This window comes from Pseudomonas sp. 1L-B-1-E-C1 (genome assembly GCF_057291835.1).
In genome coordinates this window covers 1-24439 of sequence record NZ_JBXAWN010000008.1, presented here as the reverse complement: position 1 = coordinate 24439, position 24439 = coordinate 1, and the positions used below count along the sequence as shown (strand labels likewise).

Annotated in this window: 22 protein-coding genes; 6 read left to right on the top strand and 16 right to left on the bottom strand. The window is 61.0% G+C overall.

Annotated elements, in window-relative coordinates:
• Position 1 precedes the first annotated feature (1 nt).
• Positions 2-634: a 2OG-Fe(II) oxygenase gene (locus AC0Z4S_RS15100; protein WP_064364708.1), complete on the bottom strand. Its 633-nt coding sequence runs from the start codon at positions 632-634 to the stop codon at positions 2-4.
• Between the two features lie 108 nt (positions 635-742).
• Between AC0Z4S_RS15100 and AC0Z4S_RS15095 the strand changes: the two genes are divergently transcribed.
• The gene (locus AC0Z4S_RS15095) at positions 743-1477 is read left to right on the top strand and encodes a DUF2059 domain-containing protein (RefSeq protein WP_130900339.1); all 735 of its coding nucleotides are present in this window, start codon (positions 743-745) and stop codon (positions 1475-1477) included.
• Between the two features lie 91 nt (positions 1478-1568).
• Here the strand turns inward: AC0Z4S_RS15095 and bipL are convergent, their stop codons facing one another.
• Positions 1569-2516, bottom strand: coding sequence for a phospholipase BipL (gene bipL / locus AC0Z4S_RS15090; protein ID WP_485623609.1), 948 nt, complete (start codon positions 2514-2516; stop codon positions 1569-1571).
• 99 nt (positions 2517-2615) lie between these two features.
• Between bipL and AC0Z4S_RS15085 the strand changes: the two genes are divergently transcribed.
• Positions 2616-3194, top strand: coding sequence for a DUF6436 domain-containing protein (locus tag AC0Z4S_RS15085; RefSeq protein WP_485623608.1), 579 nt, complete (start codon positions 2616-2618; stop codon positions 3192-3194).
• Between the two features lie 102 nt (positions 3195-3296).
• Positions 3297-5705 (top strand): penicillin acylase family protein, encoded by a 2409-nt coding sequence (locus tag AC0Z4S_RS15080; protein ID WP_485623607.1) that lies wholly within the window; start codon positions 3297-3299, stop codon positions 5703-5705.
• 201 nt (positions 5706-5906) lie between these two features.
• Here the strand turns inward: AC0Z4S_RS15080 and AC0Z4S_RS15075 are convergent, their stop codons facing one another.
• A complete protein-coding gene (locus tag AC0Z4S_RS15075) occupies positions 5907-6872 on the bottom strand; it encodes a GlxA family transcriptional regulator (protein WP_485623606.1) in 966 nt (321 codons plus the stop codon).
• A 312-nt stretch (positions 6873-7184) separates the two neighbouring features.
• Between AC0Z4S_RS15075 and AC0Z4S_RS15070 the strand changes: the two genes are divergently transcribed.
• Positions 7185-7823, top strand: a complete 639-nt coding sequence (locus AC0Z4S_RS15070) for an HD domain-containing protein (RefSeq protein WP_485623604.1) — start codon at positions 7185-7187, stop codon at positions 7821-7823.
• A 147-nt stretch (positions 7824-7970) separates the two neighbouring features.
• On the opposite strand, the gene AC0Z4S_RS15065 is transcribed toward AC0Z4S_RS15070, so the two are convergent.
• The 7 genes from AC0Z4S_RS15065 to AC0Z4S_RS15035 form a co-directional block, all read right to left on the bottom strand.
• A complete protein-coding gene (locus tag AC0Z4S_RS15065) occupies positions 7971-8861 on the bottom strand; it encodes an ABC transporter permease subunit (protein ID WP_064364704.1) in 891 nt (296 codons plus the stop codon).
• Complete coding sequence (locus AC0Z4S_RS15060) at positions 8858-9739, bottom strand: ABC transporter permease subunit (RefSeq protein WP_173867416.1); 882 nt, start codon at positions 9737-9739, stop codon at positions 8858-8860. Before AC0Z4S_RS15060 ends, AC0Z4S_RS15065 begins: the two co-directional genes overlap by 4 nt.
• Positions 9740-9774: 35 nt before the next feature.
• Positions 9775-10917, bottom strand: a complete 1143-nt coding sequence (locus tag AC0Z4S_RS15055; RefSeq protein ID WP_016772662.1) for an ABC transporter ATP-binding protein — start codon at positions 10915-10917, stop codon at positions 9775-9777.
• Positions 10918-10980: 63 nt separating this feature from the next.
• Entirely contained in the window at positions 10981-12078 is a 1098-nt protein-coding gene (locus AC0Z4S_RS15050) for a polyamine ABC transporter substrate-binding protein (protein ID WP_301291603.1), read from the bottom strand.
• A 187-nt stretch (positions 12079-12265) separates the two neighbouring features.
• Positions 12266-13378, bottom strand: coding sequence for a polyamine ABC transporter substrate-binding protein (locus tag AC0Z4S_RS15045; RefSeq protein WP_485623603.1), 1113 nt, complete (start codon positions 13376-13378; stop codon positions 12266-12268).
• Between the two features lie 171 nt (positions 13379-13549).
• A complete protein-coding gene (locus tag AC0Z4S_RS15040) occupies positions 13550-14914 on the bottom strand; it encodes an aspartate aminotransferase family protein (RefSeq protein WP_485623601.1) in 1365 nt (454 codons plus the stop codon).
• A gap of 56 nt (positions 14915-14970) precedes the next feature.
• Positions 14971-16329, bottom strand: a complete 1359-nt coding sequence (locus AC0Z4S_RS15035; protein WP_253496965.1) for a glutamine synthetase family protein — start codon at positions 16327-16329, stop codon at positions 14971-14973.
• A gap of 729 nt (positions 16330-17058) precedes the next feature.
• Between AC0Z4S_RS15035 and AC0Z4S_RS15030 the strand changes: the two genes are divergently transcribed.
• Entirely contained in the window at positions 17059-18435 is a 1377-nt protein-coding gene (locus AC0Z4S_RS15030) for a glutamine synthetase family protein (protein ID WP_039757469.1), read from the top strand.
• 251 nt (positions 18436-18686) lie between these two features.
• Positions 18687-19313 carry a TetR/AcrR family transcriptional regulator gene (locus AC0Z4S_RS15025; protein WP_485623600.1) on the top strand — a complete coding sequence of 209 codons (627 nt, stop codon included), beginning with the start codon at positions 18687-18689 and terminating at the stop codon, positions 19311-19313.
• A gap of 138 nt (positions 19314-19451) precedes the next feature.
• On the opposite strand, the gene AC0Z4S_RS15020 is transcribed toward AC0Z4S_RS15025, so the two are convergent.
• The 6 genes from AC0Z4S_RS15020 to ssuE all read right to left on the bottom strand — a co-directional run bounded on the left by AC0Z4S_RS15020 (position 19452) and on the right by ssuE (position 24125).
• Entirely contained in the window at positions 19452-19667 is a 216-nt protein-coding gene (locus tag AC0Z4S_RS15020; protein ID WP_003229256.1) for a TOBE domain-containing protein, read from the bottom strand.
• Between the two features lie 31 nt (positions 19668-19698).
• Positions 19699-20505 (bottom strand): aliphatic sulfonates ABC transporter ATP-binding protein, encoded by an 807-nt coding sequence (gene ssuB, locus AC0Z4S_RS15015; RefSeq protein ID WP_485623599.1) that lies wholly within the window; start codon positions 20503-20505, stop codon positions 19699-19701.
• A complete protein-coding gene (gene ssuC / locus AC0Z4S_RS15010) occupies positions 20502-21284 on the bottom strand; it encodes an aliphatic sulfonate ABC transporter permease SsuC (RefSeq protein WP_485623598.1) in 783 nt (260 codons plus the stop codon). The genes ssuB and ssuC overlap by 4 nt, the downstream gene beginning before the upstream one ends.
• A 9-nt stretch (positions 21285-21293) precedes the next feature.
• Positions 21294-22442, bottom strand: coding sequence for an FMNH2-dependent alkanesulfonate monooxygenase (gene ssuD / locus AC0Z4S_RS15005; protein ID WP_485623597.1), 1149 nt, complete (start codon positions 22440-22442; stop codon positions 21294-21296).
• A 25-nt stretch (positions 22443-22467) separates the two neighbouring features.
• A complete protein-coding gene (locus AC0Z4S_RS15000; RefSeq protein WP_485623596.1) occupies positions 22468-23442 on the bottom strand; it encodes a sulfonate ABC transporter substrate-binding protein in 975 nt (324 codons plus the stop codon).
• Between the two features lie 89 nt (positions 23443-23531).
• Entirely contained in the window at positions 23532-24125 is a 594-nt protein-coding gene (gene ssuE, locus AC0Z4S_RS14995; protein ID WP_042607062.1) for an NADPH-dependent FMN reductase, read from the bottom strand.
• Between the last annotated feature and the right edge of the window lie 314 nt (positions 24126-24439).

Here is a 24439-nt window from a genome sequence, read left to right as displayed (position 1 = left end):
CTCAGAACGGCTCGTTGCCACGGCGACGAAACCATCCGGTCAGCGACAGCCGTTCGCGATGGGCCGGCAATACTTCGTGGGGCACTTCGCCGGAGAGAAACACCACCAGGCAGCCGCCGGTAGGTTGCACATCGTGCACACGCTCATCGTTCAAGTACATGCGCAACTGGCCACCGTCCTCCGGCAGCCAGGCGTCGTTGAGGTAGATCACTGCCGACACCATGCGCCGGTCGTCATCGCGAAAGCGGTCGACGTGCTTGCGATAGAACGCGCCGGGCGGGTACAGGGCGAAATGACATTCGAAATCTTCCAGACCCAGAAACAGACCTCGATTGAGTGCCTCGCGCAGACTGTCCATCAGGCTCAGGTAGCGGTCGGTGGCGTCGGCCTGGCCGGGGTCGATCCACTGAATGTGATCGCCGCGAATACCCTCGCGAATCTCCGAAAACGGCCCGCGCCCGACCGCTGCCGGCGCCAGTTCGCCTTCGGCTTCACGTTTACGGCACTCGGCCGCCAGCGCCCGGGTCAGATCGGCGGGCAGGAAGATGTTCTGCTGCGACCAGCCGTGTTCGGCCAGGTCGTCGACAATGCGTAACAGCAGCGGGTGTTCAGAGGATATCGGCATGGCGCGCATAGTATGCCGACGGCAATAAATCCGACAGAGCCACGCAGCGGCTTGCTACGAATTCTCGACAAGTACCGGCACCGCACGGACAATAGTCCGCTGCTGACAGGAGTCCCTATGCGCCGTTTGCTTTTTTCACTGTTGATGTTCTGCGTATTGCCCGCCTGGGCGGACGGCTTTGATCAGTTGTACAAGGTCGCCGGCTGGCCAGAACAACGCGCGCATTTCAACGATGCCCTGAGCGCCGCCCAGCAGCGCTATCAGAACAGCCTGCCGCCAGCGGTGTTTCAAGCACTGGTCAACAACAGCAACCAGCGGTTCGCCGCGCAGGCCATGGATCAACGCGCCGAAGCGCAACTGCGGCAGAAACTCGCCGATCCGAAACCGGCGCTGACCTTTTTCCAGTCACCACTGGGCAAGAAAATCGTCGCCGCCGAACTGCTCGCGACCCGCCGCGATCAATTGGCGAAAAATGCCCAGGGCCTGCCAAAAATGCAGGCCAGCGACAGTCGTTTGCTGATCATCGGCCACTTGGCGCAAGCCCTGCCGGCCCGTGAGGCTGGCGCCGAGGTCAGTCTGGCGATTGCGGGCGTGGCGGCGGACAGTTTGAGTTCAATGATCCCGGGATTGCTCGGTGGCGGCCAGGCGCAGGGCATGTTGAACGGCCAGCGCCAGCGCCTGATGGATCAGATCGGCGCCGATCTGAACAACACCCTGCTCTACGTTTATCGCGATTTGTCGGATGAAGAGCTGGAAGAGTTTGCGACGTTTGCCGAGTCGACCGAGGGCAAGGCTTACTATCAGGCGGCGCTGGCGGCGATTCGGGCGGGGTTGGCGGTCGGCCAGCCTTAAAAGATCGCAGCCTTCGGCAGCTCCTACATTGAAACGCGTTCCCCTGTAGGAGCTGCCGAAGGCTGCGATCTTTTGATCTTGCCTTAACGCTTCAGAGATTCCTGCCCCTGATCCGCTTGCTCAAAAACTCGAAATACTCCTCACGCATCTCCGCCGTTTCATTGGCCAGATGATGCCGCGCCTCGGCCAGCAGCAGAATCTGCGGGCGGTCGAACTTCCATTTCAACACCTGCAGATTGTGCTGCCAGTCCACAGTCATGTCCGCCTGCCCCTGAATGATCAGCGGCCGTCGGGGGCTTTTTTTCGCGTGCTCGACCCGGATGATCCAGTGCGACAACGCGCCCACCCACTTCGTTGGCAGACGCCTTGGCTGTAACGGATCAGCCTGCAGAAAAGGCAGAAAGTCCGGATCGTTGGAGTTTTCGCTGAAGCGCCGCGCAACGCCGCGAACAAACGGCCGCAGCAGGTAATAACTCAACTGCGACCAGCCCCAGGCCCGTGGTCGCACCAACGGCGCCAGCAGAATCACCTGCCCCTGCGCCGGGCTGTTTTCGCCATGATTGAGCAGGTGATCGACGACAATCGCGCCCCCGGTGCTCTGCCCGCACAAATGCCACGGCTGCGGCAGCGCGATCGAAGTCGCTTCAGCGAACAGCGCTTGCAGCATGTGCTGATATTCAGCGAAATCGCGGATGCTCGCCCGCGGTCCGCTCGACAGCCCATGCCCCGGCAAGTCGCAGGCAATCACGGCGAAATCCTGATCCAGCGCCCACTCGATCACATGCCGGTACAGGCCGATGTGGTCGTAGTAACCGTGCAGCAGAAACAGCGTCGCCTTGACCTTCTCCGGCCACCAGCAATGGCTGACCAACTCGTAGCCATCGACCTCGAAACGACCCATGCCGCGCCACACATCGCGCTCGGCGAAGTCGGTCTTGTAGAAGCGCTGATAAGCCTTCGCCTCATCCGATAACGGCTGCCACTCGGCCAACGGCTTGAGGCTCGCGCGTAAATGATCGGGGTCGAAAGTATCAGGCATGCGCACATTCCAAAGCGGTAAACGGACTTTATCGGCCTGCGATATTCATCTGTCGGAGCAAGCATGGCAAGCTAGCCAACCTTTTCAGATTCCGAAACCATGCGTTCGCCCTACCGCACCGCACTGTTCGCCAGCCTGCTCGCGCTGATCTGCGCCGGGGTGCTGTGGGCGGCGTATGACTGGTTTCAGGGCCGCTACCTGCGTGCGTTCAGCGAACATACGGCGGTGTTTTCCGGCGATCCGCTGCGCCTGCCGGACAACCTCGCCGGACCGGGCAATATCCGTCTCGTGCATTTCTGGGACCCGGCCTGTCCGTGCAACGTCGGCAATCAACAGCACCTGAGCGAGATGGTCGAACAGTTCGGCGCGCGCGGCGTGGAGTTCTTCGCCGTGCAAAAACCCGGCAGCCACGGCCAGTTGCCCGCCACCCTCGCCGGCCTGAAAACCATTATCGTACTGCCCGGCTCCGAGCAGATCCCCGCCAGCCCCGCCGTGGCGATCTGGGATCGCAGCGGTAAACTCGCCTACTTTGGCCCGTACAGCGAAGGCCTGACCTGCAACTCCAGCAACAGCTTCATCGAACCGATCCTGCATGCCCTGACGGAAGACCGCCCGGTGAACGCTACGCACACCTTGGCAGTGGGTTGTTATTGCCCGTGGCCGGCGGATGCGCGGTAAGGCATTCCGGACTTTTCAAGGACAGCGCTGCACCGCACAGATGCTCTGTGCTAAATGTTTGCAGCCCGACGGGCGGCCCTCCCGCCTGCACAAGGAGTCACCATGAAGCGTGCGTTGATCGTCGTTGCCCTGCTGGTCGTTGTCCTGCTCTGCGCCGCTGGCGGGTATGTCTACAGCAAGCAGCCGACGCGCCAGGGCCAGGTGCAGCTGCATAACCTGCAAGGCTCGGTGACCGTGCGCTATGACGAGCGCGGTGTGCCGCATATCCGTGCCGAGAACGAAACCGACCTCTATCGCGCCCTCGGTTATGTGCACGCGCAGGATCGGTTGTTCCAGATGGAAGCCATGCGTCGCCTCGCCCGGGGCGAACTGGCCGAAGTGCTCGGGCCGAAACTGCTCGACACCGACAAGCTGTTTCGCAGCCTGCGCATCCGCGAGCGCGCCGCCAGTTATGTCGCCAGCCTGGACAAGCAGTCGCCGGCGTGGAGGGGCCTGCAAGCCTATCTGGATGGCATCAACGAGTATCAGGACAGCCACGCCGCGCCGATCGAGTTCGACGTGCTGGGCATCCCCAAGCGGCCGTTCACCGCCGAAGACAGCATCAGCGTCGCCGGTTACATGGCCTACAGCTTTGCCGCCGCGTTTCGCACCGAGCCGCTGCTGACCTACGTGCGCGATCAGCTCGGCGCCGATTACCTCAATGTGTTCGATCTCGACTGGCAGGCCAAAGGCGTACTCGCCACCGATCACGCCAGGCAGGCGCCAGCCCTCGCCGCCGGCGACTGGCAGGACCTCACCGCCCTCGCCCGCCTCAGCGAACAGGCGCTCATCGACAACGGTCTGCCGCAGTTCGAAGGGAGCAACGCCTGGGTGATTGCCGGCAGCCGCAGCCAGAGTGGCAAGCCGTTGCTGGCCGGCGATCCGCACATTCGTTTCTCGGTGCCGTCGGTGTGGTACGAGGCGCAGCTGTCGGCGCCGGGCTTTGAGTTGTACGGCCATCACCAGGCGCTGGTGCCGTTCGCGTTTCTGGGCCACAACCTCGATTTCGGCTGGAGCCTGACCATGTTCCAGAACGACGACCTCGATCTGATCGCCGAGAAGGTCAACCCGGACAACCCCAATCAGGTCTGGTACCGCGGCCAGTGGACCGACCTGCTCGTCAGCGAGCAGCAGATCAGTGTGAAGGGTCAGGCGCCGGTGACCATCACTTTGCGCCAGTCGCCGCATGGGCCGATCGTTAACGATGCCCTCGGCAGCGCTGCCGGGAAAACCCCGATTGCGATGTGGTGGGCGTTCCTCGAAACACCGAATCCGATCCTCGAAGGTTTCTACCAGCTCAACCGCGCCGATACCCTGGCCAAGGCCCGTGCCGCGGCGGCCAAGGTGCAGGCGCCGGGTCTGAATCTGGTTTACGCCAACGCCAAGGGCGATATCGCCTGGTGGGCTTCGGCCTTGCTGCCGAAACGTCCGGCCGGGGTGAAACCGGGCTTCATTCTCGACGGCAGCACGCCTGAGGCGGACAAGGACGGTTACTACCCATTCAGTGCCAACCCACAGGAAGAGAACCCGGCACGCGGCTATATCGTCTCGGCCAACTTTCAGCCGGTATCGCCGACCGGCATGGAGATTCCCGGTTACTACAACCTCGCCGATCGCGGCCAGCAGCTTGATCGTCAGCTCAGTGACAACCGGGTGAAGTGGAGCAACGAGGCCAACCAGAAACTGCAACTGGGCACCGCGACCGGCTACGGCCCGCGTCTGTTGGCGCCGTTGTTGCCGGTGTTGCGTGAAGTGGTGGGCGATCCGGCGCAACGCAAACTGGTCGAGCAATTGGCGCAATGGCCCGGCGACTATCCGCTGGATTCGGTCAGCGCGACGGTGTTCAACCAGTTCCTCTACGACCTTGCCGACGCGGCGATGCGCGATGAGTTGGGCAATGACTTCTTCGAGACACTGCTGTCGACGCGGGTGATCGATTCCGCCTTGCCGCGACTGGCGGCGAGAGCTGATTCACCCTGGTGGGACAATCGCAGCACGTCAGCCAAAGAAACCCGCGCCGATGTCGTGCGCACGGCGTGGGCGGCGAGCATGCAGCATCTGCAATTGACCCTCGGCGATGATGTGGCGGGTTGGCGGTGGGGAGCGGCGCACATCCTGACCCATGCCCATCCGCTGGGCCAGCAGAAGCCGCTGGATCGCCTGTTCAACGTCGGCCCGTTCGCTGCGCCAGGCAGCCACGAAGTGCCGAACAACCTCTCGGCGAAAATCGCCCCGGCGCCATGGCCGGTAACCTATGGACCGTCGACGCGGCGTCTGGTGGATTTCGCCGATCCTGCGCATGGTCTGACGATCAATCCGGTGGGCCAGAGTGGTGTGCCGTTTGATCGTCACTATGACGATCAGGCTGAAGCATATGTGGAGGGGATTTATGTGCAGGCGCATTTCAGCGAGGAAGAGGTGCTGGCGAATACGCGGAGTACGTTGAAGCTGTTGCCTGCGCGCAAGCCCTGAAGAGCCCCTCACCCTAGCCCTCTCCCAGAGGGAGAGGGGACCGATTGGGGGATATTGGGGATAAACGCCGACGTGCAAGATTGGCACCGATTCCATAATCGATAAGGTCTTTCAGGTCGATGTAACACGCCAGACACCGCGGTCGGCCCCCTCTCCCTCTGGGAGAGAGCTGGGGTGAGGACTTTCGAGCTCAAGCCCGGATCAGACATCCAGCGCAAAATTCAGCCGAAACTGCTGCGGCGTCACGCCCAAGCGCCGATTGAACACACTGCGCATATGCTGCGCGTCCCGAAACCCGCACTGATACGCCACGGTCTTCAACGGCGCCGTGGTGCTTTCCAACATCACCCGCGCTGCATCCACCCGCGCTCGTTCGACGAACTCCGCCGGGGTCACTTTGGCTTCCCGGGCGAACACCCGCGAGAAATTGCGCGCACTCATGTTCGCTGCATTGGCCAGATCGGCAATCGTCAGGTCGCCAGTGAGATTGGCCAACACATACAGCTGCACCAGCGCCACCGCTGACGTCGGTTCGGCATGCGGCGTGAGGAACGGGCTGAACTGCGATTGCCCGCCCGAGCGCTGGGTGAACACCACCAGCCGTTTCGCCACACTCAGCGCCACCTCGGCACCGTGATCGCGCGCCAACAGGTACAGCGACAGATCGATGCCTGCCGTGACCCCGGCCGAGGTATAGAGCGTGCCGTCCTCGACATACAGGCGATCCGCCTCGACCCGCGTGGTGGGGCACAACTGCACAAGCGCCTCGGCATCGTTCCAGTGGGTGGTGACGGTGCGCCCGTCCAGCAAACCGGCGCGGGCGAGCATGAACGCGCCGTTGCAGATCGAGCCGAAACGCCGGGCGCGACCACAGGCGTTACGCAGCCAGGTGTCGAACGTCGGGCCGAAATCCATGAACGGCAATTGCGGGCCACCGGCAACCAGCAACAGGTCATGAATATCCGTTGCTTCGCTGAAGTGGCAGTGGGCGTTCAGGCTCATGCCGTTGGAACAGGCCATCGGCCCGTGCTCGAGGCCGATCACTTGCAAGCGATAGTGATCCTGCGGGGCGAGGAAGCGGTTGGCTTCGGCGAACACGTCCATGGGGCCGCTGACGTCCAGTGACTGCACGCCGGGGAATACCACGATGGCGACGGATTTGTTCATGGCTCAAACGTCCTCAATACCTGTGACAAACACACCAACCTGTGGGAGCGAGCCTGCTCGCGAAGAGGTCATCACACGCAACATAGCGGTCGAATGACACACCGCTTTCGCGAGCAAGCTCGCTCCCACATGGGCCATGTCCGGCTGGTTGATCGCGCCAACCTTAGCCAAATCCCCCCCGGCAAGCGAGCTTGGCACGATTTGCAGGTGCAATGGCAAGGATCGCAGCCATGACTCGATTGCTCGCCTGGCGCGCCGGGAACAGACTTTCTCCAGCAGCGCCACGACGGCGTTTTCGACGAGGAAACCGTTATGACCAGCACCATCGCCGGCATCAAGATCCCTGACAGCGCCCTCGCCCGGGCCACCACCGAATACATCCGCGACATTGAATCAGATCTGCTCTATCACCACTCACGCCGGGTGTTTTTGTTCGGTGCCTTGAGCGGCGAGCGCCGGCAACTTACCTACAACCCGGAGCTGCTGTACGTCGGCGCGATGTTCCATGACCTCGGTCTGGTGGAAGGTCATCGCAGCGATGACGAGCGTTTCGAGGTGGACGGCGCGAATGCCGCGGCAGCCTTTCTCAAGCCGTACGGGCTGAGCGATGACGACATCGAGCAGGTCTGGCTGTCGATTGCCCTGCACACCACGCCGGGCGTACCCAAGCATCTGCGACCGACCGTGGCACTGGTGACGGCTGGCGTGGAAATGGACGTGCTGGGCATGGATTACGCGGCGTTCAGCAGCGTGCAGCGCGAAGCCGTGGTGCATGCGCATCCACGCGGCGAAGGCTTCAAGGAGTGCATCATCTGCGCGTTTGCCGATGGCTTGCGTCATCGTCCGCAGACTACGTTCGGCAATGTGAAGACCGATGTGCTGAAGGATCAGGAACCGGGGTTCAAGCCGATGAATTTCGTCGAGGTCATCCGCCGCTCTCCCTGGACTTGAAGGCCACTCAAAAAACCTGTGGGAGCGAGCTTGCTCGCGAAAGCGGTGTATCAGCCACATGGATATCGACTGACAGATTGCATTCGCGAGCAAGCTCGCTCCCACAGGGTTAATGATTGATCAGAGAGTCCTGAACAACCCTTCAGCTCACACAGCCTGTGGCGCAGGCGCGCGACGCGCGTCCGGTTGCTTCCACGAATCGGCGGCGCTTTCTTCGATGGCTTGCTGGATGGCTTTCTTGCGTGCTTCTTCGGCGCGGCGGCTGAAGAACCAGACGAGGAAGGTCACCAGCGACACTGCCAGCAGAATCAGGCTGGCCACGGCGTTGATCTCCGGTTTCACGCCCAGGCGCACCGCCGAGAACACTTCCATCGGCAGGGTCGTCGAACCCGGACCGGAAACGAAGCTCGCCAGCACCAGGTCATCCAGCGACAGCGCGAACGACATCATCCCGCCCGCTGCCAACGATGGCGCGATCATCGGGATGGTGATCAGGAAGAACACCTTCCACGGCCGCGCGCCCAAGTCCATCGCCGCTTCTTCGATCGACAGGTCCAGCTCACGCAAACGCGCCGACACAACCACTGCCACATACGCCGCACAGAACGTGGTGTGAGCGATCCAGATGGTGACGATGCCGCGCTCCTGCGGCCAGCCGATCATCTGCGCCATGGCCACGAACAGCAGCAACAGCGACAGACCGGTGATCACTTCCGGCATGACCAGTGGCGCAGTCACCAGGCCGCCGAACAGCGTGCGACCCTTGAAGTGAGTGATGCGCGTCAGCACGAACGCCGCCAATGTACCCAGCGCCACCGCAGCAACCGCCGTGTAGCAGGCGATTTCCAGCGAGCGCAGCACCGAGCCCATCAGTTGCGAGTTGTCGAGCAGGCCGACGTACCACTTGATCGACCAGCCGCCCCACACCGTTACCAGTTTCGAGGCGTTGAACGAGTAGATCACCAGGATCAGCATCGGCAGATAGATGAAGATCAGGCCCAGTACCAGCATCAGGCTGGAGAAACGCAAGCGCTTCATTCTTTACCCTCCATTTCCTTGGCCTGACTGCGGTTGAACAGGATGATCGGCACAATCAGGATCGCCAGCATCACCACCGCCAGCGCGGACGCCACCGGCCAGTCGCGGTTGTTGAAGAACTCCTGCCAGAGCACCTTGCCGATCATCAGGGTTTCCGGGCCGCCGAGCAGTTCTGGAATGACGAACTCGCCGACCACCGGAATGAACACCAGCATGCAGCCGGCGATAATGCCGTTCTTGGACAGCGGAATGGTGATTTTCCAGAAGCTGTTGAAGGTGCTCGAACCCAGGTCCGACGCAGCTTCCAGCAGGCTCTGATCATGCTTCACCAGGTTGGCGTAGAGCGGCAGGATCATGAATGGCAGATAGGAATAGACCACACCGATGTACACGGCGAGGTTGGTGTTGAGGATCTGCAGCGGCTCGTCGATCAGGCCCATGCTCATCAGGAAACCGTTGAGCAGGCCGTTGTTGCTGAGAATGCCCATCCACGCGTACACGCGGATCAGGATCGCGGTCCAGGTCGGCATCATGATCAGCAGCACCAGCACCGTTTGCAGCTCTTTGCGCGCGCTGGCGATGGCGTAGGCCATCGGATAACCGATCAGCAGGCAGAGCACGGTGCTGATAAAGGCCATTTTCAGCGAGCCGAGGTAGGCGGCGATGTACAGCTCGTCGTCGCCGAGCATCGCGTAGTTGCCCAGGTTCAGCAGCAGTTGCAGCTTCTGCTCGGCGTAGGTGTAGATCTCGGTGTACGGCGGGATCGCCACGTCGGCTTCGGCGAAGCTGATCTTCAGAACGATGAAGAACGGCAGCATGAAGAACAGGAACAGCCAGATGAACGGCACCCCGATGACCAGCTGCCGGCCATTGGGGATGATTCGGTTGATGCGGCGTTTGAATTTGCGCATGTTCATGAGCGAAGTACCACGCCGCTGTCGTCTTCCCACCACACGTAGACCTGATCGCCCCAGGTCGGACGCGCGCCGCGACGTTCGGCGTTGGCAACGAACGACTGCACCAGTTTGCCGCTCGGCAATTCGACGTAGAACACCGAGTGCCCGCCCAGATAGGCGATGTCGTGGACCTTGCCGCTCGACCAGTTGTATTCGCAGGTCGGCATGTCGGCGGTGACCAGCAGTTTCTCCGGACGAATCGCGTAGGTGACCGACTTGTCCTGCACCGAGGTGCTGATGCCGTGGCCGACGTAGATCTGCCGGTCGAGGTCCTTGCAAGTGATGGTCGCGTGGCCTTCGGCGTCGTCGATGACTTCGCCTTCGAAGATGTTGACGTTGCCGATGAATTCACAGACCAGACGGCTGGTCGGGGTTTCGTAGATGTCGATCGGGCTGCCGATCTGCGCGATCCAGCCCAGGTGCATGATCGCGATGCGCTCGGCCATGGTCATGGCCTCTTCCTGGTCGTGGGTCACCATCACGCAGGTCACGCCGACGCGCTCGATGATTTCCACCAGTTCCAGCTGCATCTGCGAACGCAGTTTCTTGTCCAGTGCGCCCATCGGTTCGTCGAGCAGCAGCAGCTTCGGCCGCTTGGCCAGCGAACGAGCCAGGGCCACGCGCTGACGCTGACCGCCGGACAGCTGATGCGGCTTGCGCTTGGCGTACTGGCTCATCTGCACCAGCTTGAGCATCTCGGCCACGCGGGCGTCGATTTCTGCTTTGGGGATCTTGTCCTGCTGCAGGCCGAAGGCGATGTTCTGCGCCACGGTCATGTGCGGGAACAGGGCGTAGGACTGAAACATCATGTTGATCGGACGGTCGTACGGCGGCATGTCGGTGATGTCGACGCCGTCGAGGAAAATCCGCCCTTCCGTGGGCCGTTCGAAGCCTGCCAGCATCCTCAGCAAGGTGGATTTGCCCGATCCCGAACCGCCGAGCAGGGCGAAGATCTCGCCCTTCTTGATTTCCAGGGACACATCGTCCACGGCAATCGTCTCGTCGAACTTCTTGGTGACCCGGTCGATTTTGACCAGCACCTGTTTCGGTGTCTGGTCGCCCTCGAGGGCTTTCTTGTAGGCGCCGGAGGCAACTGCCATTTACGAAACTCCCAACAGAAGCAGCAGTTCGCCACGCAAGACGAACCCTGGATAGTTTGTGCGTTATTTGCCCGACTTGACCTTGGTCCAGCTGCGGGTCATCAAACGCTGAATATTGGCTGGCAACTCGGTCGACACGTAGGTCTTGTCGAGGACTGCTTGCGGTGGGTAAACCGCTTCATCGGTGCGAATGGATTGTTCCATCAGCTTGTCCGAACCCGGATTGGGGTTGGCGTAACCGACGTAATCACTGACCTGGGCAATCACCTCAGGTTTCAGCAAATAATTGATGAAGGCGTGGGCTTCCTTGACGTTGGACGAATCCTTGGGGATCGCCAGCATGTCGAACCACAGCGCGCCGCCCTCTTTCGGAATCGAGTAGGCGATGTTGACGCCCTTCTTCGCTTCCTCGGCACGGTTCTTCGCCTGGAAGATGTCGCCGGAGAAACCGATGGCCACGCAGATGTCGCCGTTGGCCAGATCGCCGATGTACTTCGACGAGTGGAAATAGGTCACGTACGGGCGCACCGCGAGCAACTTGGCGGTGGCCTTTTCGTAGTCCTTGGTATTGGTGCTGTTGGCGTTCAGGCCCAGGTAATTGAGCATGGTCGGCATCATTTCATCTGCCGAATCGAGGAACGCGACGCCGCAGCTGTGCAGCTTCTTGATGTTTTCCGGTTCGAACAGCACGGCCCAGGAGTCGATCTTGTCGATGCCGAGCACGGCTTTGACCTTGTCGACGTTGTAGCCAATGCCGTTGGTGCCCCACAGATACGGTACGGCGTAGAGATTGCCGGGGTCGTTCTGTTCCAGGCGCTTGAGCAGCACCGGGTCGAGGTTGGAATAATTGGGCAGTTGTGCCTTGTCGAGCTTCTGGAACGCGCCCGCCTTGATCTGCTTGCCAAGGAAGTGGTTCGACGGCACGACCACGTCGTAACCGGTGCGCCCGGCGAGCAGCTTGCCTTCCAGGGTTTCGTTGGAATCGAAAACGTCGTAGACCGGTTTGATCCCGGTCTCTTTCTCGAAGTCGGCCAGGGTCGATTCGCCGATGTAATCGGACCAGTTATAAATATGCACCGTACCGGCGGCCTGGGCTCCGACAGCGATTGTCAGGCCGGCAGCGGCCAGCAGGGTTTTGCGCAAAGAAGAAAATACAGGCAAGGGGGAGGTCCTCTAGATTGATTGGGCCCAAGTTGCCCCGCGCTGCATGACAGCCGTGGCTGCCCGACAACAAAACCGGCGCGCAACTTACCTTCGAAAAACCGATCCAGCAAAACTTTCTGTCATTTAATTATCCGCTGACCGCCGTCGCAGCGACGACGGCCAGTGGTTGTGGCGACAAACCGGCTTATTTGCCCGATTTGATCTTGGTCCAGCTGCGGGTGATCAGACGCAGTGTTGCGGCGTCCAGATCGCTGATCGCATAGAGCTGCTTCTTCACTTCAGCCGACGGGTAGATGCTCGCATCGCTGGTGATGTCCTTGTCCACCAGAGGCGTCGCGGCCTTGTTGCCGTTCGGGAAACGCACGGCGTTGGTGATGCCGGCCATCACTTGCGGCTCCAGCAGGTAGTTCATGAACTTGTAGGCGGCTTCGACGTTTTCGGCATCCTTGGGAATGGCGACCATGTCGTAGAAAGTACCGGCGCCTTCTTTTGGAATGGTGTAGGCCAGTTTGACCTTGTCACCGGCTTCCTGAGCGCGGGTCTTGGATTGTTCCAGGTCACCCGAGTAGCCGACGGCGACGCAGATGTTGCCGTTGGCCAGGTCGGAGATGTACTTGGACGAGTGGAAGTAGGCAACCGAAGGACGAATCTTCAGGAACAGGTCTTCGGCGGCTTTGAGGTCAGCCTTGTCCTTGCTGTTGGTCGGCTTGCCCAGATAGTGCAATGCCGCCGGAATCATTTCGGTCGGGGCATCGAGGAAGCTCACGCCGCAGCTTTTGAGTTTCTCGATGTTTTCCGGCTTGAATACCACGTCCCACGAATCGATCTTGTCGATGCCCAGCGCAGCCTTGACCTTGGCGGGGTTGTAGCCGATGCCGATCGAGCCCCACATGTACGGGAAAGCGTGCTTGTTGCCCTGGTCGCTGGCATCGCCAACAGCCTTGAGCAGGTCTTCGTCGAGGTTTTTCCAGTTCGGCAGTCTGGACTTGTCCAGCTCCTGGTAGACGCCGGCCTTGATCTGCTTGGCGAGGAAGTTGTTGGAAGGCACCACGATGTCGTAACCGGATTTGCCGGCCAGCAGCTTGGCTTCCAGGGTTTCGTTACTGTCGAAGACGTCGTAGACGACTTTGATCCCGGTGGCTTTCTCGAAGTTGGCCACGGTGTCCGGCGCAATGTAGTCGGACCAGTTGTAGACGTGCAGTACCTTGTCGTCCGCGTGCACCGCACCCGCCATCATGCCCGCCATGGACAGCGCGAGCAGAGTCTTGCCAGCTAGCTTTTTACCTAATGCCTTCATGCGTCATGCTCCAAATTTTTCTTTTTTGAACCACTTTGTTCAGCGGCCGAACCCGGACAACTGGAACCGCGGCTAGTCTGGCAAGATCCGAGGCGGTCTTTCAACAAAAGACCAGCCTTTCTGACAGCTTTGAGCGAGTGCGCCGCAGCTCCCCCGCTCAAAGCCTAGCACCTAGGCCTGCAGCGCATTGAGGGTCAGGTCCAGACACTTGCGTGCTTTTGTAACCAGTTCATCGATCTCCGCTTTGCTGATCACCAGCGGCGGCGCGATGATCATGGTGTCGCCGACCGCGCGCATGATCAGGCCGTTGTCGAAGCAGAACTGTCGGCAGATCATGCCGACGCCCTTGCCTTCAAAACGCTTGCGCGTGGCCTTGTCCTGCACCAGCTCGATCGCCCCCAACAGACCGACGCCGCGAACTTCACCCACCAATGGGTGATCATTCAGCTCGCGCAGACGTTTCTGCAAATACGGTGCCGTTTCATTGTGGGCGTTCTCGATAATTTTTTCGTCGCGCAGGATGCGGATGTTTTCCAGGCCCACCGCTGCTGCCACCGGGTGCCCGGAGTAAGTGAAGCCGTGGTTGAAATCGCCGCCTTCGTTGAGCACTGCCACCACGGAGTCACGGACGATCAGGCCTCCCATCGGGATGTAGCCGGAAGTCAGGCCTTTGGCGATGGTCATCATGTGAGGTTTGAGGTCGTAGAAATCGCTACCGAACCACTCACCGGTACGGCCGAAACCGCAGATCACTTCGTCGGCAACGAAAAGGATGTCGTACTTGGCGAGGATTTCCTTGATGCGCGGCCAGTAGGTATCGGGCGGAATGATCACGCCACCGGCACCCTGGATCGGCTCGGCAATAAAGGCGCCGACGTTGTCGACGCCGACTTCGAGAATCTTCTCTTCCAGCTGATTGGCCGCCCAGATGCCGAACTCTTCCGGCGACATGTCGCCGCCTTCGCCGAACCAGTACGGCTGCGCGATGTGGACAATGCCGGGAATCGGCAGGTCGCCCTGCTCGTGCATGTAGGTCATGCCGCCGAGGCTCGCGCCGGCCACGGTGGAGCCGTGATAACCGTTCTTGCGGCTGATGATGACTTTCTTGTTCGGCTGGCCCTTGATCGCCCAGTAGTGGCGAACCATACGCAGCATGGTGTCGTTGCCTTCGGAGCCGGAACCGGTGAAGAACACGTGGTTCATGCCTTCAGGCGCGACGTCGGCAATCGATTTGGCCAGTTCAAGCGCCGGCGGGTGAGCGGTCTGGAAGAACAGGTTGTAGTACGGCAGCTCGCGCATCTGTTTGGCGGCGGCATCGGCCAGCTCATCGCGACCGTAACCGATCGCCACGCACCAGAGGCCGGCCATGCCGTCGAGGATCTTGTTGCCTTCGCTGTCCCACAGGTAAACGCCCTTGGCGTTGGTGATGATCCGCGGGCCCTTCTCTTTCAATTGCTTGAAGTCGCTGAACGGGGCCAGGTGGTGTTCGCTGCTCAGCGCTTGCCACTCACGGGTTTGCGGGTTGTTGCTGGTCATGCCAATTCTCCTTGTTATCGGTGAAGGCGCGACGGCTCGCCGCCGCGCCCGGCGTATCAGACGGCGAAGAGCAGGTACTCACGCTCCCAGGAACTGATCACGCGCTTGAAGTTTTCATGCTCGGCCCGCTTGACCGCGACGTAGCCGGTGATGAAGGTCTTGCCGAGGTATTTTTCGACGGTCTTGCTGTTCTCCATGCGCTCCAGCGCATCTTCGATGGTCAGCGGCAGGCGCAGGTTGCGGCGCTCGTAACCACGACCGACCACCGGCGCGCTCGGGTTGAGGCCCTCGACCATGCCGATGTAGCCGCAGAGCAGGCTCGCGGCGATCGCCAGATACGGATTGGCGTCGGCGCCCGGCAGGCGGTTTTCCACGCGGCGGTTCTGCGGGCCGGCATCCGGTACGCGCAGGCCGACGGTGCGGTTCTCCTCGCCCCACTCGACGTTCACCGGTGCCGAAGTATCCGGGAGGAAGCGGCGGAACGAGTTGACGTTCGGTGCGAACAGCGGCAACAGCTCGGGGATCAGTTTCTGCAAGCCACCTATGTGGTGCAGGAACAGTTGGCTCATGGTCCCGTCTTCGTTGGAGAAAACGTTCTTGCCGGTCTGAATGTCGATGATGCTCTGGTGCAGGTGCATGGCGCTGCCCGGCTCGCCGGTCATTGGCTTGGCCATGAACGTCGCCGCCACGTCGTGCTTGAGCGCGGCTTCACGCATGGTGCGCTTGAACACCAGAATCTGATCGGCCAGCGACAGGGCGTCACCGTGACGGAAGTTGATTTCCATCTGCGCCGTGCCGTCTTCGTGGATCAGCGTATCGAGGTCCAGCTCCTGCAGTTCGCACCAGTCGTAGACGTCTTCGAACAGCGGGTCGAATTCGTTGGCCGCCTCAATGGAGAACGACTGCCGACCGATTTCCGGACGACCCGAGCGGCCGATCGGCGGCTGCAACGGATAGTCGGGGTCGTCGCTGCGCTTGGTCAGGTAGAACTCCATTTCCGGCGCCACGATCGGCTGCCAGCCCTTGTCGGCATACAGCTTCAGGACTTTCTTGAGGACGTTGCGCGGCGACAGCTCGATCGGGTTGCCTTGCTTGTCGTAGGTGTCGTGGATCACCTGCGCGGTCGGCTCGATGGCCCACGGCACCAGGTACACGGCGTTCTGATCAGGGCGGCAGATCATGTCGATGTCGGCCGGGTCGAGCAGTTCGTAATAGATGTCGTCTTCGACGTAGTCGCCGGTCACCGTCTGCAACAGCACGCTTTCCGGCAGACGCATGCCTTTCTCGGCGATGAACTTGTTGGTCGGCGAAATCTTGCCCCGGGTGATCCCGGTCAGGTCGCCAATCATGCATTCGACTTCTGTGATCTTGCGGTCTTTCAACCAATCGGTGAGCTGGTCGAGGTTGTTACTCATAAATGCCTCTGGGCTGAGTCTCCTGACGCGATGTCAGGCAATTTTGACGCTTGGGGCGTCGCGTTAAAGGGGGGCTTGCTCGCGCAGTGCCGGCTTACGCCTGGCACCGCGCATAGACAATGAAGGAGGAGCTTACCTGCCCTTGACGCTGGCGTTGCATTTCCCGTGCACTTTGCAAACGTGCAGAATCACCAGCACGACGCTGAGCGCGGCATGGGCTTTGAGAGGGAAAGAGTTCTATAGTGGGAGGGGACGCCATAAAGCGGATGCTGTGTCCGACGTCCAGAATATCGGACGCTGCCGTTTTGCCGGTGGTTGACGAGAGTCTCGTCGACAGGCTGCGCGCCTTGCTGGCTGCGCTACGGACGGATTGATCGCCACTGATGTGATGAGCATGCAGACCGGACTGTTGCGAGCAGGCGGTGATGCCGATTAACGGCAGGCGAGACATGAAGCACCCCGGTATTATTGCTGTTATGGGTTTGACCGGAGCTTAGCCTTGTTCATTTTTTTACACAACACCCCCGTAAAAAATACAACACGGCCTGCTCAAGCCCGCAGCTGAGCAACGTTCAAGGTTTGAAAAAATGCCCCAAAGTGCCCCATAAATGCCCTTCAAGCGCTTTTTCGGGGCAAAAAAGGCCTCGCTTGACTTCGGCAGGCCGTTCGGGTTGACTGAAACCAGAAAAGATCAATGATTGATATTTTTAACAACAAAGGTGTTGCATCATGTCGGTACCCCCGCGTGCCGTTCAGCTTAACGAAGCGAACGCGTTCCTTAAGGAACATCCTGAGGTTCTGTACGTTGACCTTCTGATTGCGGATATGAATGGTGTGGTGCGCGGCAAGCGCATCGAACGCACCAGCCTCCACAAGGTTTACGAGAAAGGCATCAACCTGCCGGCCTCTCTATTTGCTCTGGATATCAACGGCTCCACGGTGGAAAGCACCGGTCTGGGCCTGGACATCGGCGACGCCGATCGCATCTGCTATCCGATCCCCGACACCCTGTGCAACGAGCCATGGCAGAAGCGCCCGACCGCGCAGCTGTTGATGACCATGCACGAACTCGAAGGCGACCCGTTCTTCGCCGATCCCCGTGAAGTGCTGCGTCAGGTGGTGACCAAGTTCGACGAGCTCGGCCTGACCATCTGCGCCGCCTTCGAACTCGAGTTCTACCTGATCGACCAGGAAAACGTGAACGGCCGTCCACAGCCGCCACGCTCGCCGATCTCCGGCAAACGCCCGCATTCGACTCAGGTCTACCTGATCGACGACCTCGACGAATACGTCGACTGCCTCCAGGACATTCTCGAAGGCGCCAAAGAGCAAGGCATCCCGGCCGATGCGATCGTCAAGGAAAGTGCCCCGGCGCAGTTCGAAGTGAACCTGCACCACGTCGCCGACCCGATCAAGGCCTGCGACTACGCGGTCCTGCTCAAGCGTCTGATCAAGAACATCGCCTACGACCATGAAATGGACACCACCTTCATGGCCAAGCCGTATCCGGGCCAGGCGGGCAACGGTCTGCACGTACACATTTCGATTCTGGACAAAGCCGGCAAAAACATTTTTGCCAGCGAGGATCCCGAGCAGAACGCCGCGCTGCGTCACGCGATCGGCGGTGTGCTCGAGACCCTGCCCGCGCAGATGGCTTTCCTCTGCCCGAACGTCAACTCGTACCGTCGCTTCGGCGCGCAGTTCTATGTACCGAACTCGCCGTGCTGGGGGCTGGACAACCGCACCGTGGCGATTCGCGTACCGACCGGCTCGGCCGATGCCGTGCGTATCGAACACCGGGTGGCCGGCGCCGACGCCAACCCGTACCTGCTGATGGCTTCGGTACTGGCCGGCGTACACCACGGTCTGGTCAACCAGATCGAGCCGGGCGCGCCTGTCGAAGGCAACAGCTACGAGCAGAACGAACAGAGCCTGCCGAACAACTTGCGCGATGCCCTGCGCGAGCTGGACGACAGCGAGGTGATGGCCAAGTACATCGATCCGAAATACATCGATATCTTCGTCGCCTGCAAGGAAAGCGAGCTGGAGGAGTTCGAACACTCCATCTCCGACCTTGAGTACAACTGGTATCTGCATACCGTTTAAGCGGATTGCAGTTTCAGGAAAACGCCGTTGGCTGAATCAGCCAGCGGCGTTTTTTTACGGCTAGGGATTCAGGCTAAATGGCCGCCTGCGGCGGTTCGCGAGCAAGCTCGCTCCCACATGGAGTTTCGGGTGGGAAGAAGATCCGGATTCACTGGAGATCAAATGTGGGAGCGAGCTTGCTCGCGAAGGCGCTTGACGAGACAACACCGGAACCGCCTCGTACAATGCCCGCTGCCCCGCAGGAGACTTCCATGACGCGTCCCGCCACCGTTCGCAAACCCCGTGCCCGCAGTCAGGCGCGGATCGATTCGATACTCGACGCCGCACGCACGCTGCTGGCCGCCGAGGGCGTGGCCAGCCTGTCGATCTACAGCGTCGCCGAGCGCGCGCAGATTCCGCCCTCTTCCGTTTACCACTTTTTCGCCAGCGTTCCGGCGCTGCTCGAAGCGCTGACCGCCGATGTCCACGCGGCCTTCCGCGCCTGCCTGCAAGCGCCGATCGATCATGATGCTTTGCGCGACTGGCGCGATCTGTCACGACTGGTCGAACAGCGCATGCTCGAGATCTACGATCAGGATGCCGCCGCACGGCAACTGATTCTGGCGCAACATGGCCTGACCGAAGTGACCCAGGCTGACCGCCAGCACGATCTGGAACTGGGCGACCTGATGCACAAGTTGTTCGACCACCATTTCGAGCTGCCGAGGCTGCCGGACGATGTCGATGTGTTTGCCCTGGCCATGGAACTGGGCGACCGGGTTTATGCCCGCTCGGTGCAGCAGCACGGGCAGATCACCCCGCGCATGGCCGAGGAAGGGATGCGCGTGTTTGATGCCTACATTGGCCTGTATCTACCGCCCTATCTACCTAAACGCTAAAAGATCGCAGCCTTCGGCAGCTCCTACAGGGGGAATGCATTCCAAATGCAGGAGCTGCCGAAGGCTGCGATCTTTTGATCTTCAAAAAAGAAACCCCGAAGGGCTCACACCCTCCGGGGTTGTTTTTTGTTCACCGGCTTACAACTTGGCGATCGACACCTCGGTGGATTTCACAAAGGCGATCACCTCGCTGCCAACCACCAGTTCCAGCTCCTTGACCGAACGGGTGGTGATCACCGAAGTGACGATGCCCGAAGCGGTCTGCACGTCGATTTCCGACAGCACGTCGCCGAGGACGATTTCCTTGATCGAGCCTTTGAACTGGTTGCGCACGTTGATGGCTTTGATAGTCATGGCATTGATTCCTGTCGTTGATAAAAAGGTGTTATTGCGCCCAACGCAATTGCGTAGGCAGGGGTGAAACGGGTTCCGGCGCCGGCGGTTCGCCGGGCAGGGACAGAACACGGTTGAGCACTTCGGTTTCCAGCGCGGCGAGGCGATGCGAACCACGCACTCTGGGGCGCGGCAGTTCCACGTGGAGGTCGAGGCCGACTTCGCCGTCCTCGATCAGGATCACCCGATCGGCAATCGCCACCGCTTCACTGACGTCATGGGTCACCAGCAGCACGGTAAAACCGTGTTGCTGCCAGAGCCGTTCGATCAGTTGCTGCATCTCGATGCGGGTCAGCGCATCCAGCGCGCCGAGCGGCTCATCGAGCAACAGCAGACGCGGCTGGTGAATCAGCGCCCGGGCCAGCGCGACCCGCTGCTTCTGGCCACCGGACAACGCCGCCGGCCATTCATTGGCGCGATCCGCCAGGCCGACTGCTTCCAGCGCATCCAGCGCTTGCTGACGCCAGTTGCCCTTGAGGCCAAGGCCGACGTTGTCGATGATCCTTTTCCACGGCAGCAGCCGCGCTTCCTGGAACATCAATCGCGTGTCGTCGTGTGCCTGGCTGAGCGGCGCGGAGCCGGCGAGCAACTCCCCGCCAGTCGGCTGGTCGAGGCCGGCGAGCAAGCGCAAGAACGTGCTCTTGCCACAACCGCTGCGCCCGACCACCGCAACGAATTGCCCCGCCGGAATGTGCAGATCGATATCACGCAGCACCTGGCGCGCGCCGAAGGTTTTCTGCAGGTTGCGCACCGCCAGTGGAATCCCGCGCAGCAGGCGCGGAGGTTGTTGAGCGGTCATGCCGCACCTCCCTTGGCAACCTGATAGGCCGGGTGCCAGCGCAGCCACACACGCTCAAGTCCACGGGCGGCGAGGTCGGCAAGTTTGCCCAGCACCGCGTAAAGCAGGATCGCCAGCACCACCACGTCGGTTTGCAAAAACTCACGGGCGTTCATCGCCAGATAGCCAATGCCGGAGCTGGCCGAGATGGTTTCGGCGACAATCAGCGTCAGCCACATGAAGCCCAGGGCGAAGCGCACGCCGACCAGAATCGACGGCAGCGCGCCCGGCAGAATCACCTGCCAGAACAGGCCAACCCCGCTCAGACCATAACTGCGCGCCATCTCCACCAGCGCCGGGTCGACGTTACGGATGCCGTGATACGTGTTGAGGTAGATCGGGAACAACGTGCCCAGCGCCACCAGAAAAATCTTCGCCGACTCGTCGATGCCGAACCACAGAATCACCAGCGGAATCAGCGCCAGATGCGGCACGTTGCGGATCATTTGCACCGAGGAGTCGAGCAGGCGTTCGCCCCACTTCGACAGACCGGTGATGAAACCCAGCACCAGGCCGATGCTGCCGCCAATGGTAAAACCGAGTGCCGCGCGCCAACCGCTGATCGCCAGGTGCGTCCAGATCTCGCCGCTGCGCACCAGGCTGACGCCGGCCTCGATCACCGCCACCGGTGCCGGCAGAATCCGCGTCGACAACCAGCCCGCCGACACCGACAACTGCCACACCGCCAGGAGCAACACCGGCAACGCCCAAGGCGCGAGGCTGTGGGTAAATTTCTTCATGGCCGCGCCTCAGCTCTGCGACGCGGCTTTGGGCAGGATGTCGTTGGCAACCATCTCGCCGAACGGGCTGACATAACCGGCGCTTTTCGGCAGTTCCGGGCGCTCGACGTCAAGGTGCGGGAACAGCAGTTCGGCCACCCGATACGATTCTTCGAGGTGTGGATAACCGGAGAAGATGAAGGTGTCGATGCCCAGATCCGCGTATTCCTTGACCCGCGCCGCTACGGTCGGGCCGTCACCGACCAGCGCAGTACCGGCACCGCCGCGCACCAGACCGACGCCAGCCCAGAGATTCGGGCTGACTTCGAGGTTGTCGCGGCTGCCACCGTGCAGCGCGGCCATGCGTTGCTGGCCGACCGAATCGAAGCGCGCCAGCGAGGCCTGGGCACGCTGGATGGTGTCGTCGTCCAGATGCGAGATCAGGCGATCCGCCGCTTGCCAGGCTTCGGCGTTGGTTTCACGGACGATCACATGCAGGCGAATGCCGAAGCGTACGGTGCGGCCGAGCTTGGCAGCTTTGGCGCGAACCTGGGCAATCTTCTCGGCCACCGCTGCCGGCGGCTCGCCCCAGGTCAGGACCATTTCCACTTGCTCGGCGGCCAGATCCTGCGCCGCTTCGGAGGAGCCACCAAAATACAGCGGCGGACGCGGTTGCTGGATCGGTGGATAGAGCAGCTTGGCGCCTTTGACGCTGATGTGCTCGCCGTCATAATAGACGGTTTCGCCTTCCAGCACGCGACGCCAGATGCGGGTGAATTCCACCGAGGCCTGATAGCGTTCTTCATGGTTGAGGAACAGACCGTCCCCGGCCAGTTCTTCCGGATCGCCACCGGTGACCAGGTTGAACAGCGCACGCCCGCCGGACAGACGATCCAGCGTCGCTGCCTGGCGCGCCGCGACCGTCGGGGAAATGATCCCGGGGCGCAGGGCGACGAGGAATTTCAGACGCTGGGTCACCGGAATCAGCGAGGCCGCGACCAGCCATGAGTCTTCGCAGGAACGCCCGGTGGGAATCAGCACCCCGCCAAACCCCAGACGATCCGCCGCTTGCGCGACCTGTTGCAGATAACCATGATCAACCGCGCGGGCGCCTTCGGCGGTGCCAAGGTAATGGCCGTCGCCGTGGGTAGGCAGGAACCAGAAGATATTGAGGCTCATGGAGTGGTCTCCTTGTAGATTCGAATTACTGGGCTTGAGAGCTTTGGGCCACTGCGGCCGGCGGGGTCCAGATCACATCCTTGATGCTCAACGGCTTGGGAATCAGCTTGAGCTGGTAGAACGTGTCGGCGATTTTCTGTTGCGCGGCGACCACTTCCGGGGTCAGGAACAGCGCGCCGTAGCCCTGGCGTTTCACCGAGGTCAGGGTGATGTCCGCCGGCAGGCCGAGCAGCGGCGCGACCTGTTGCGTCACGTCTTCTGGATTGGCTTTGGACCATTCACCAACGGCGCGCACTTCTTCGACGAGGGTCTTGATCACCTCGGGATTCTTCTGCGCGTAAGGTTTGGTCGCGAGATAGAACTGGTGGTTGTCGACGATGCCTTTGCCATCGCGCAGGGTGTGCGCTTGCAGTTGTTTCTCGGCAGCGGCCTGGTACGGGTCCCAGATGACCCAGGCGTCGACACTGCCACGTTCGAACGCGGCGCGGGCATCGGCCGGCGGCAGGAACACGGTCTGGATGTCGCTGTACTTGAGACCGGCGTCTTCCAGTGCACGTACCAACAGGTAGTGCACGTTGGAGCCTTTGTTCAGGGCGACTTTCTTGCCCTTGAGATCGGCCACCGATTTGATCGGCGAGTCCTTCGGCACGAGGATCGCTTCGCTGTTCGGCGCTGGCGGTTCGTAGGCGACGTAGAGCAGATCAGCGCCAGCGGCCTGGGCGAAAACCGGTGGGGTTTCGCCGGTCACGCCAAAGTCGATCGAGCCGACGTTGAGGCCTTCCAGCAGTTGCGGGCCGCCAGGAAACTCGGTCCATTGCACGTCGACGCCTTGCGCCGCCAGACGTTTTTCCAGGGTGCCTTTGGCTTTGAGCAGCACCAGCGTGCCGTACTTCTGATAACCGATCCGCAATGTCTCGGCTTGAGCTTGAGTGATGGCGCCGAAGGACACAGCCGCAGCAAACAGAGCGACCAGACCACGACGCAAAAATACAGTGCGCATAGCGCTCTCCTTTTTGCTGTTGGGTTTTGGCTGCACCTGCTTGCCCGTTGGCGGGCGAGTAAGGCCAGTACTTCAAATTCCGATGAGGCTTAAATGCTCCAGCGAGCACTCAACAAACGTTCATTCAACAGGCCCGGCTCCAGCGGTTTCGGCCGACGCGCCATGGCGCCGATGAACTGGTCCAGCGCCTCGTGCAATCGTTGCTCCAGGGCCGGCGCCAATTGCGCGGCGGCACTGCCTTCGCCGTAAGCGATCTGGCTGTCCTCGGCGAAAATGCCCTGAAGCATTTCCTGAGCCTTGAGTGCCGACAGCACAGGCTTGAGGGCGTAATCGACCACCAGCATGTGGGCGATGCTGCCGCCGGTGGCCATCGGCAAGACAATCTTGTGGTTCAAGGCACGCTCGGGGAGCAGATCCAGCAGGGTCTTCAGCGCGCCGGAAAACGAGGCCTTGTACACCGGGGTGGCGATCAGCAGGCCATCGGCGTTTTCAATCTGTTGCAGCAGGTCGAGGACCTTCGGGCTGTCGAAGCGGGCGTGGAGCAGATCCTCGGCCGGGAAGTCCCGTACCTGATAGCTCACCACTTCCACCCCTTGCTGTTGCAACCAGCGTTGCGAACGCTCCAGCAGCACCCCGGAACGGGAGCGCAGGCTGGGGCTGCCACCGAGTGAGACGACCAGCATTGCAGATTCCTTCAAGCGGTACAGGCGATTCGCAGGCTGCGATCTCGCTTCAATGGCAGTGACCTTACCAGCTGATTTATATATCCATAAATCATATTTATTCATTTGGTTATGCGTTTAAGAGATATGCCTTTCAGCAGATTCCAGGCGAAAAAAAAGGCCGTCGAAACGGCCGGAAATCCCCCTGCTTTGTGGATGCCTCGAAAAGATCGCAGCCTGCGGCAGCTCCTTGTATCTCGACTAACGCTCCGCCAGGAGCGATAGTTCTCGACTGATCATCGAGGGAGGGACTTGGAAGCCGCGCAGCTCCTTAG

Coding starts and splice junctions, on each gene's coding strand:
- AC0Z4S_RS15040 (WP_485623601.1), bottom strand. CDS start 14,914: ATGACCAGCAACAACCCGCAAACCCGTGAGTGGCAAGCGCTGAGCAGC.
- AC0Z4S_RS15055 (WP_016772662.1), bottom strand. CDS start 10,917: ATGGCAGTTGCCTCCGGCGCCTACAAGAAAGCCCTCGAGGGCGACCAG.
- AC0Z4S_RS15035 (WP_253496965.1), bottom strand. CDS start 16,329: ATGAGTAACAACCTCGACCAGCTCACCGATTGGTTGAAAGACCGCAAG.
- ssuB (WP_485623599.1), bottom strand. CDS start 20,505: ATGACCGCTCAACAACCTCCGCGCCTGCTGCGCGGGATTCCACTGGCG.
- AC0Z4S_RS15080 (WP_485623607.1), top strand. CDS start 3,297: ATGAAGCGTGCGTTGATCGTCGTTGCCCTGCTGGTCGTTGTCCTGCTC.
- AC0Z4S_RS15045 (WP_485623603.1), bottom strand. CDS start 13,378: ATGAAGGCATTAGGTAAAAAGCTAGCTGGCAAGACTCTGCTCGCGCTG.
- ssuE (WP_042607062.1), bottom strand. CDS start 24,125: ATGCTGGTCGTCTCACTCGGTGGCAGCCCCAGCCTGCGCTCCCGTTCC.
- AC0Z4S_RS15100 (WP_064364708.1), bottom strand. CDS start 634: ATGCGCGCCATGCCGATATCCTCTGAACACCCGCTGCTGTTACGCATT.
- AC0Z4S_RS15095 (WP_130900339.1), top strand. CDS start 743: ATGCGCCGTTTGCTTTTTTCACTGTTGATGTTCTGCGTATTGCCCGCC.
- AC0Z4S_RS15085 (WP_485623608.1), top strand. CDS start 2,616: ATGCGTTCGCCCTACCGCACCGCACTGTTCGCCAGCCTGCTCGCGCTG.
- ssuD (WP_485623597.1), bottom strand. CDS start 22,442: ATGAGCCTCAATATCTTCTGGTTCCTGCCTACCCACGGCGACGGCCAT.
- AC0Z4S_RS15070 (WP_485623604.1), top strand. CDS start 7,185: ATGACCAGCACCATCGCCGGCATCAAGATCCCTGACAGCGCCCTCGCC.
- AC0Z4S_RS15000 (WP_485623596.1), bottom strand. CDS start 23,442: ATGCGCACTGTATTTTTGCGTCGTGGTCTGGTCGCTCTGTTTGCTGCG.
- AC0Z4S_RS15020 (WP_003229256.1), bottom strand. CDS start 19,667: ATGACTATCAAAGCCATCAACGTGCGCAACCAGTTCAAAGGCTCGATC.
- AC0Z4S_RS15065 (WP_064364704.1), bottom strand. CDS start 8,861: ATGAAGCGCTTGCGTTTCTCCAGCCTGATGCTGGTACTGGGCCTGATC.
- bipL (WP_485623609.1), bottom strand. CDS start 2,516: ATGCCTGATACTTTCGACCCCGATCATTTACGCGCGAGCCTCAAGCCG.
- ssuC (WP_485623598.1), bottom strand. CDS start 21,284: ATGAAGAAATTTACCCACAGCCTCGCGCCTTGGGCGTTGCCGGTGTTG.
- AC0Z4S_RS15030 (WP_039757469.1), top strand. CDS start 17,059: ATGTCGGTACCCCCGCGTGCCGTTCAGCTTAACGAAGCGAACGCGTTC.
- AC0Z4S_RS15075 (WP_485623606.1), bottom strand. CDS start 6,872: ATGAACAAATCCGTCGCCATCGTGGTATTCCCCGGCGTGCAGTCACTG.
- AC0Z4S_RS15025 (WP_485623600.1), top strand. CDS start 18,687: ATGACGCGTCCCGCCACCGTTCGCAAACCCCGTGCCCGCAGTCAGGCG.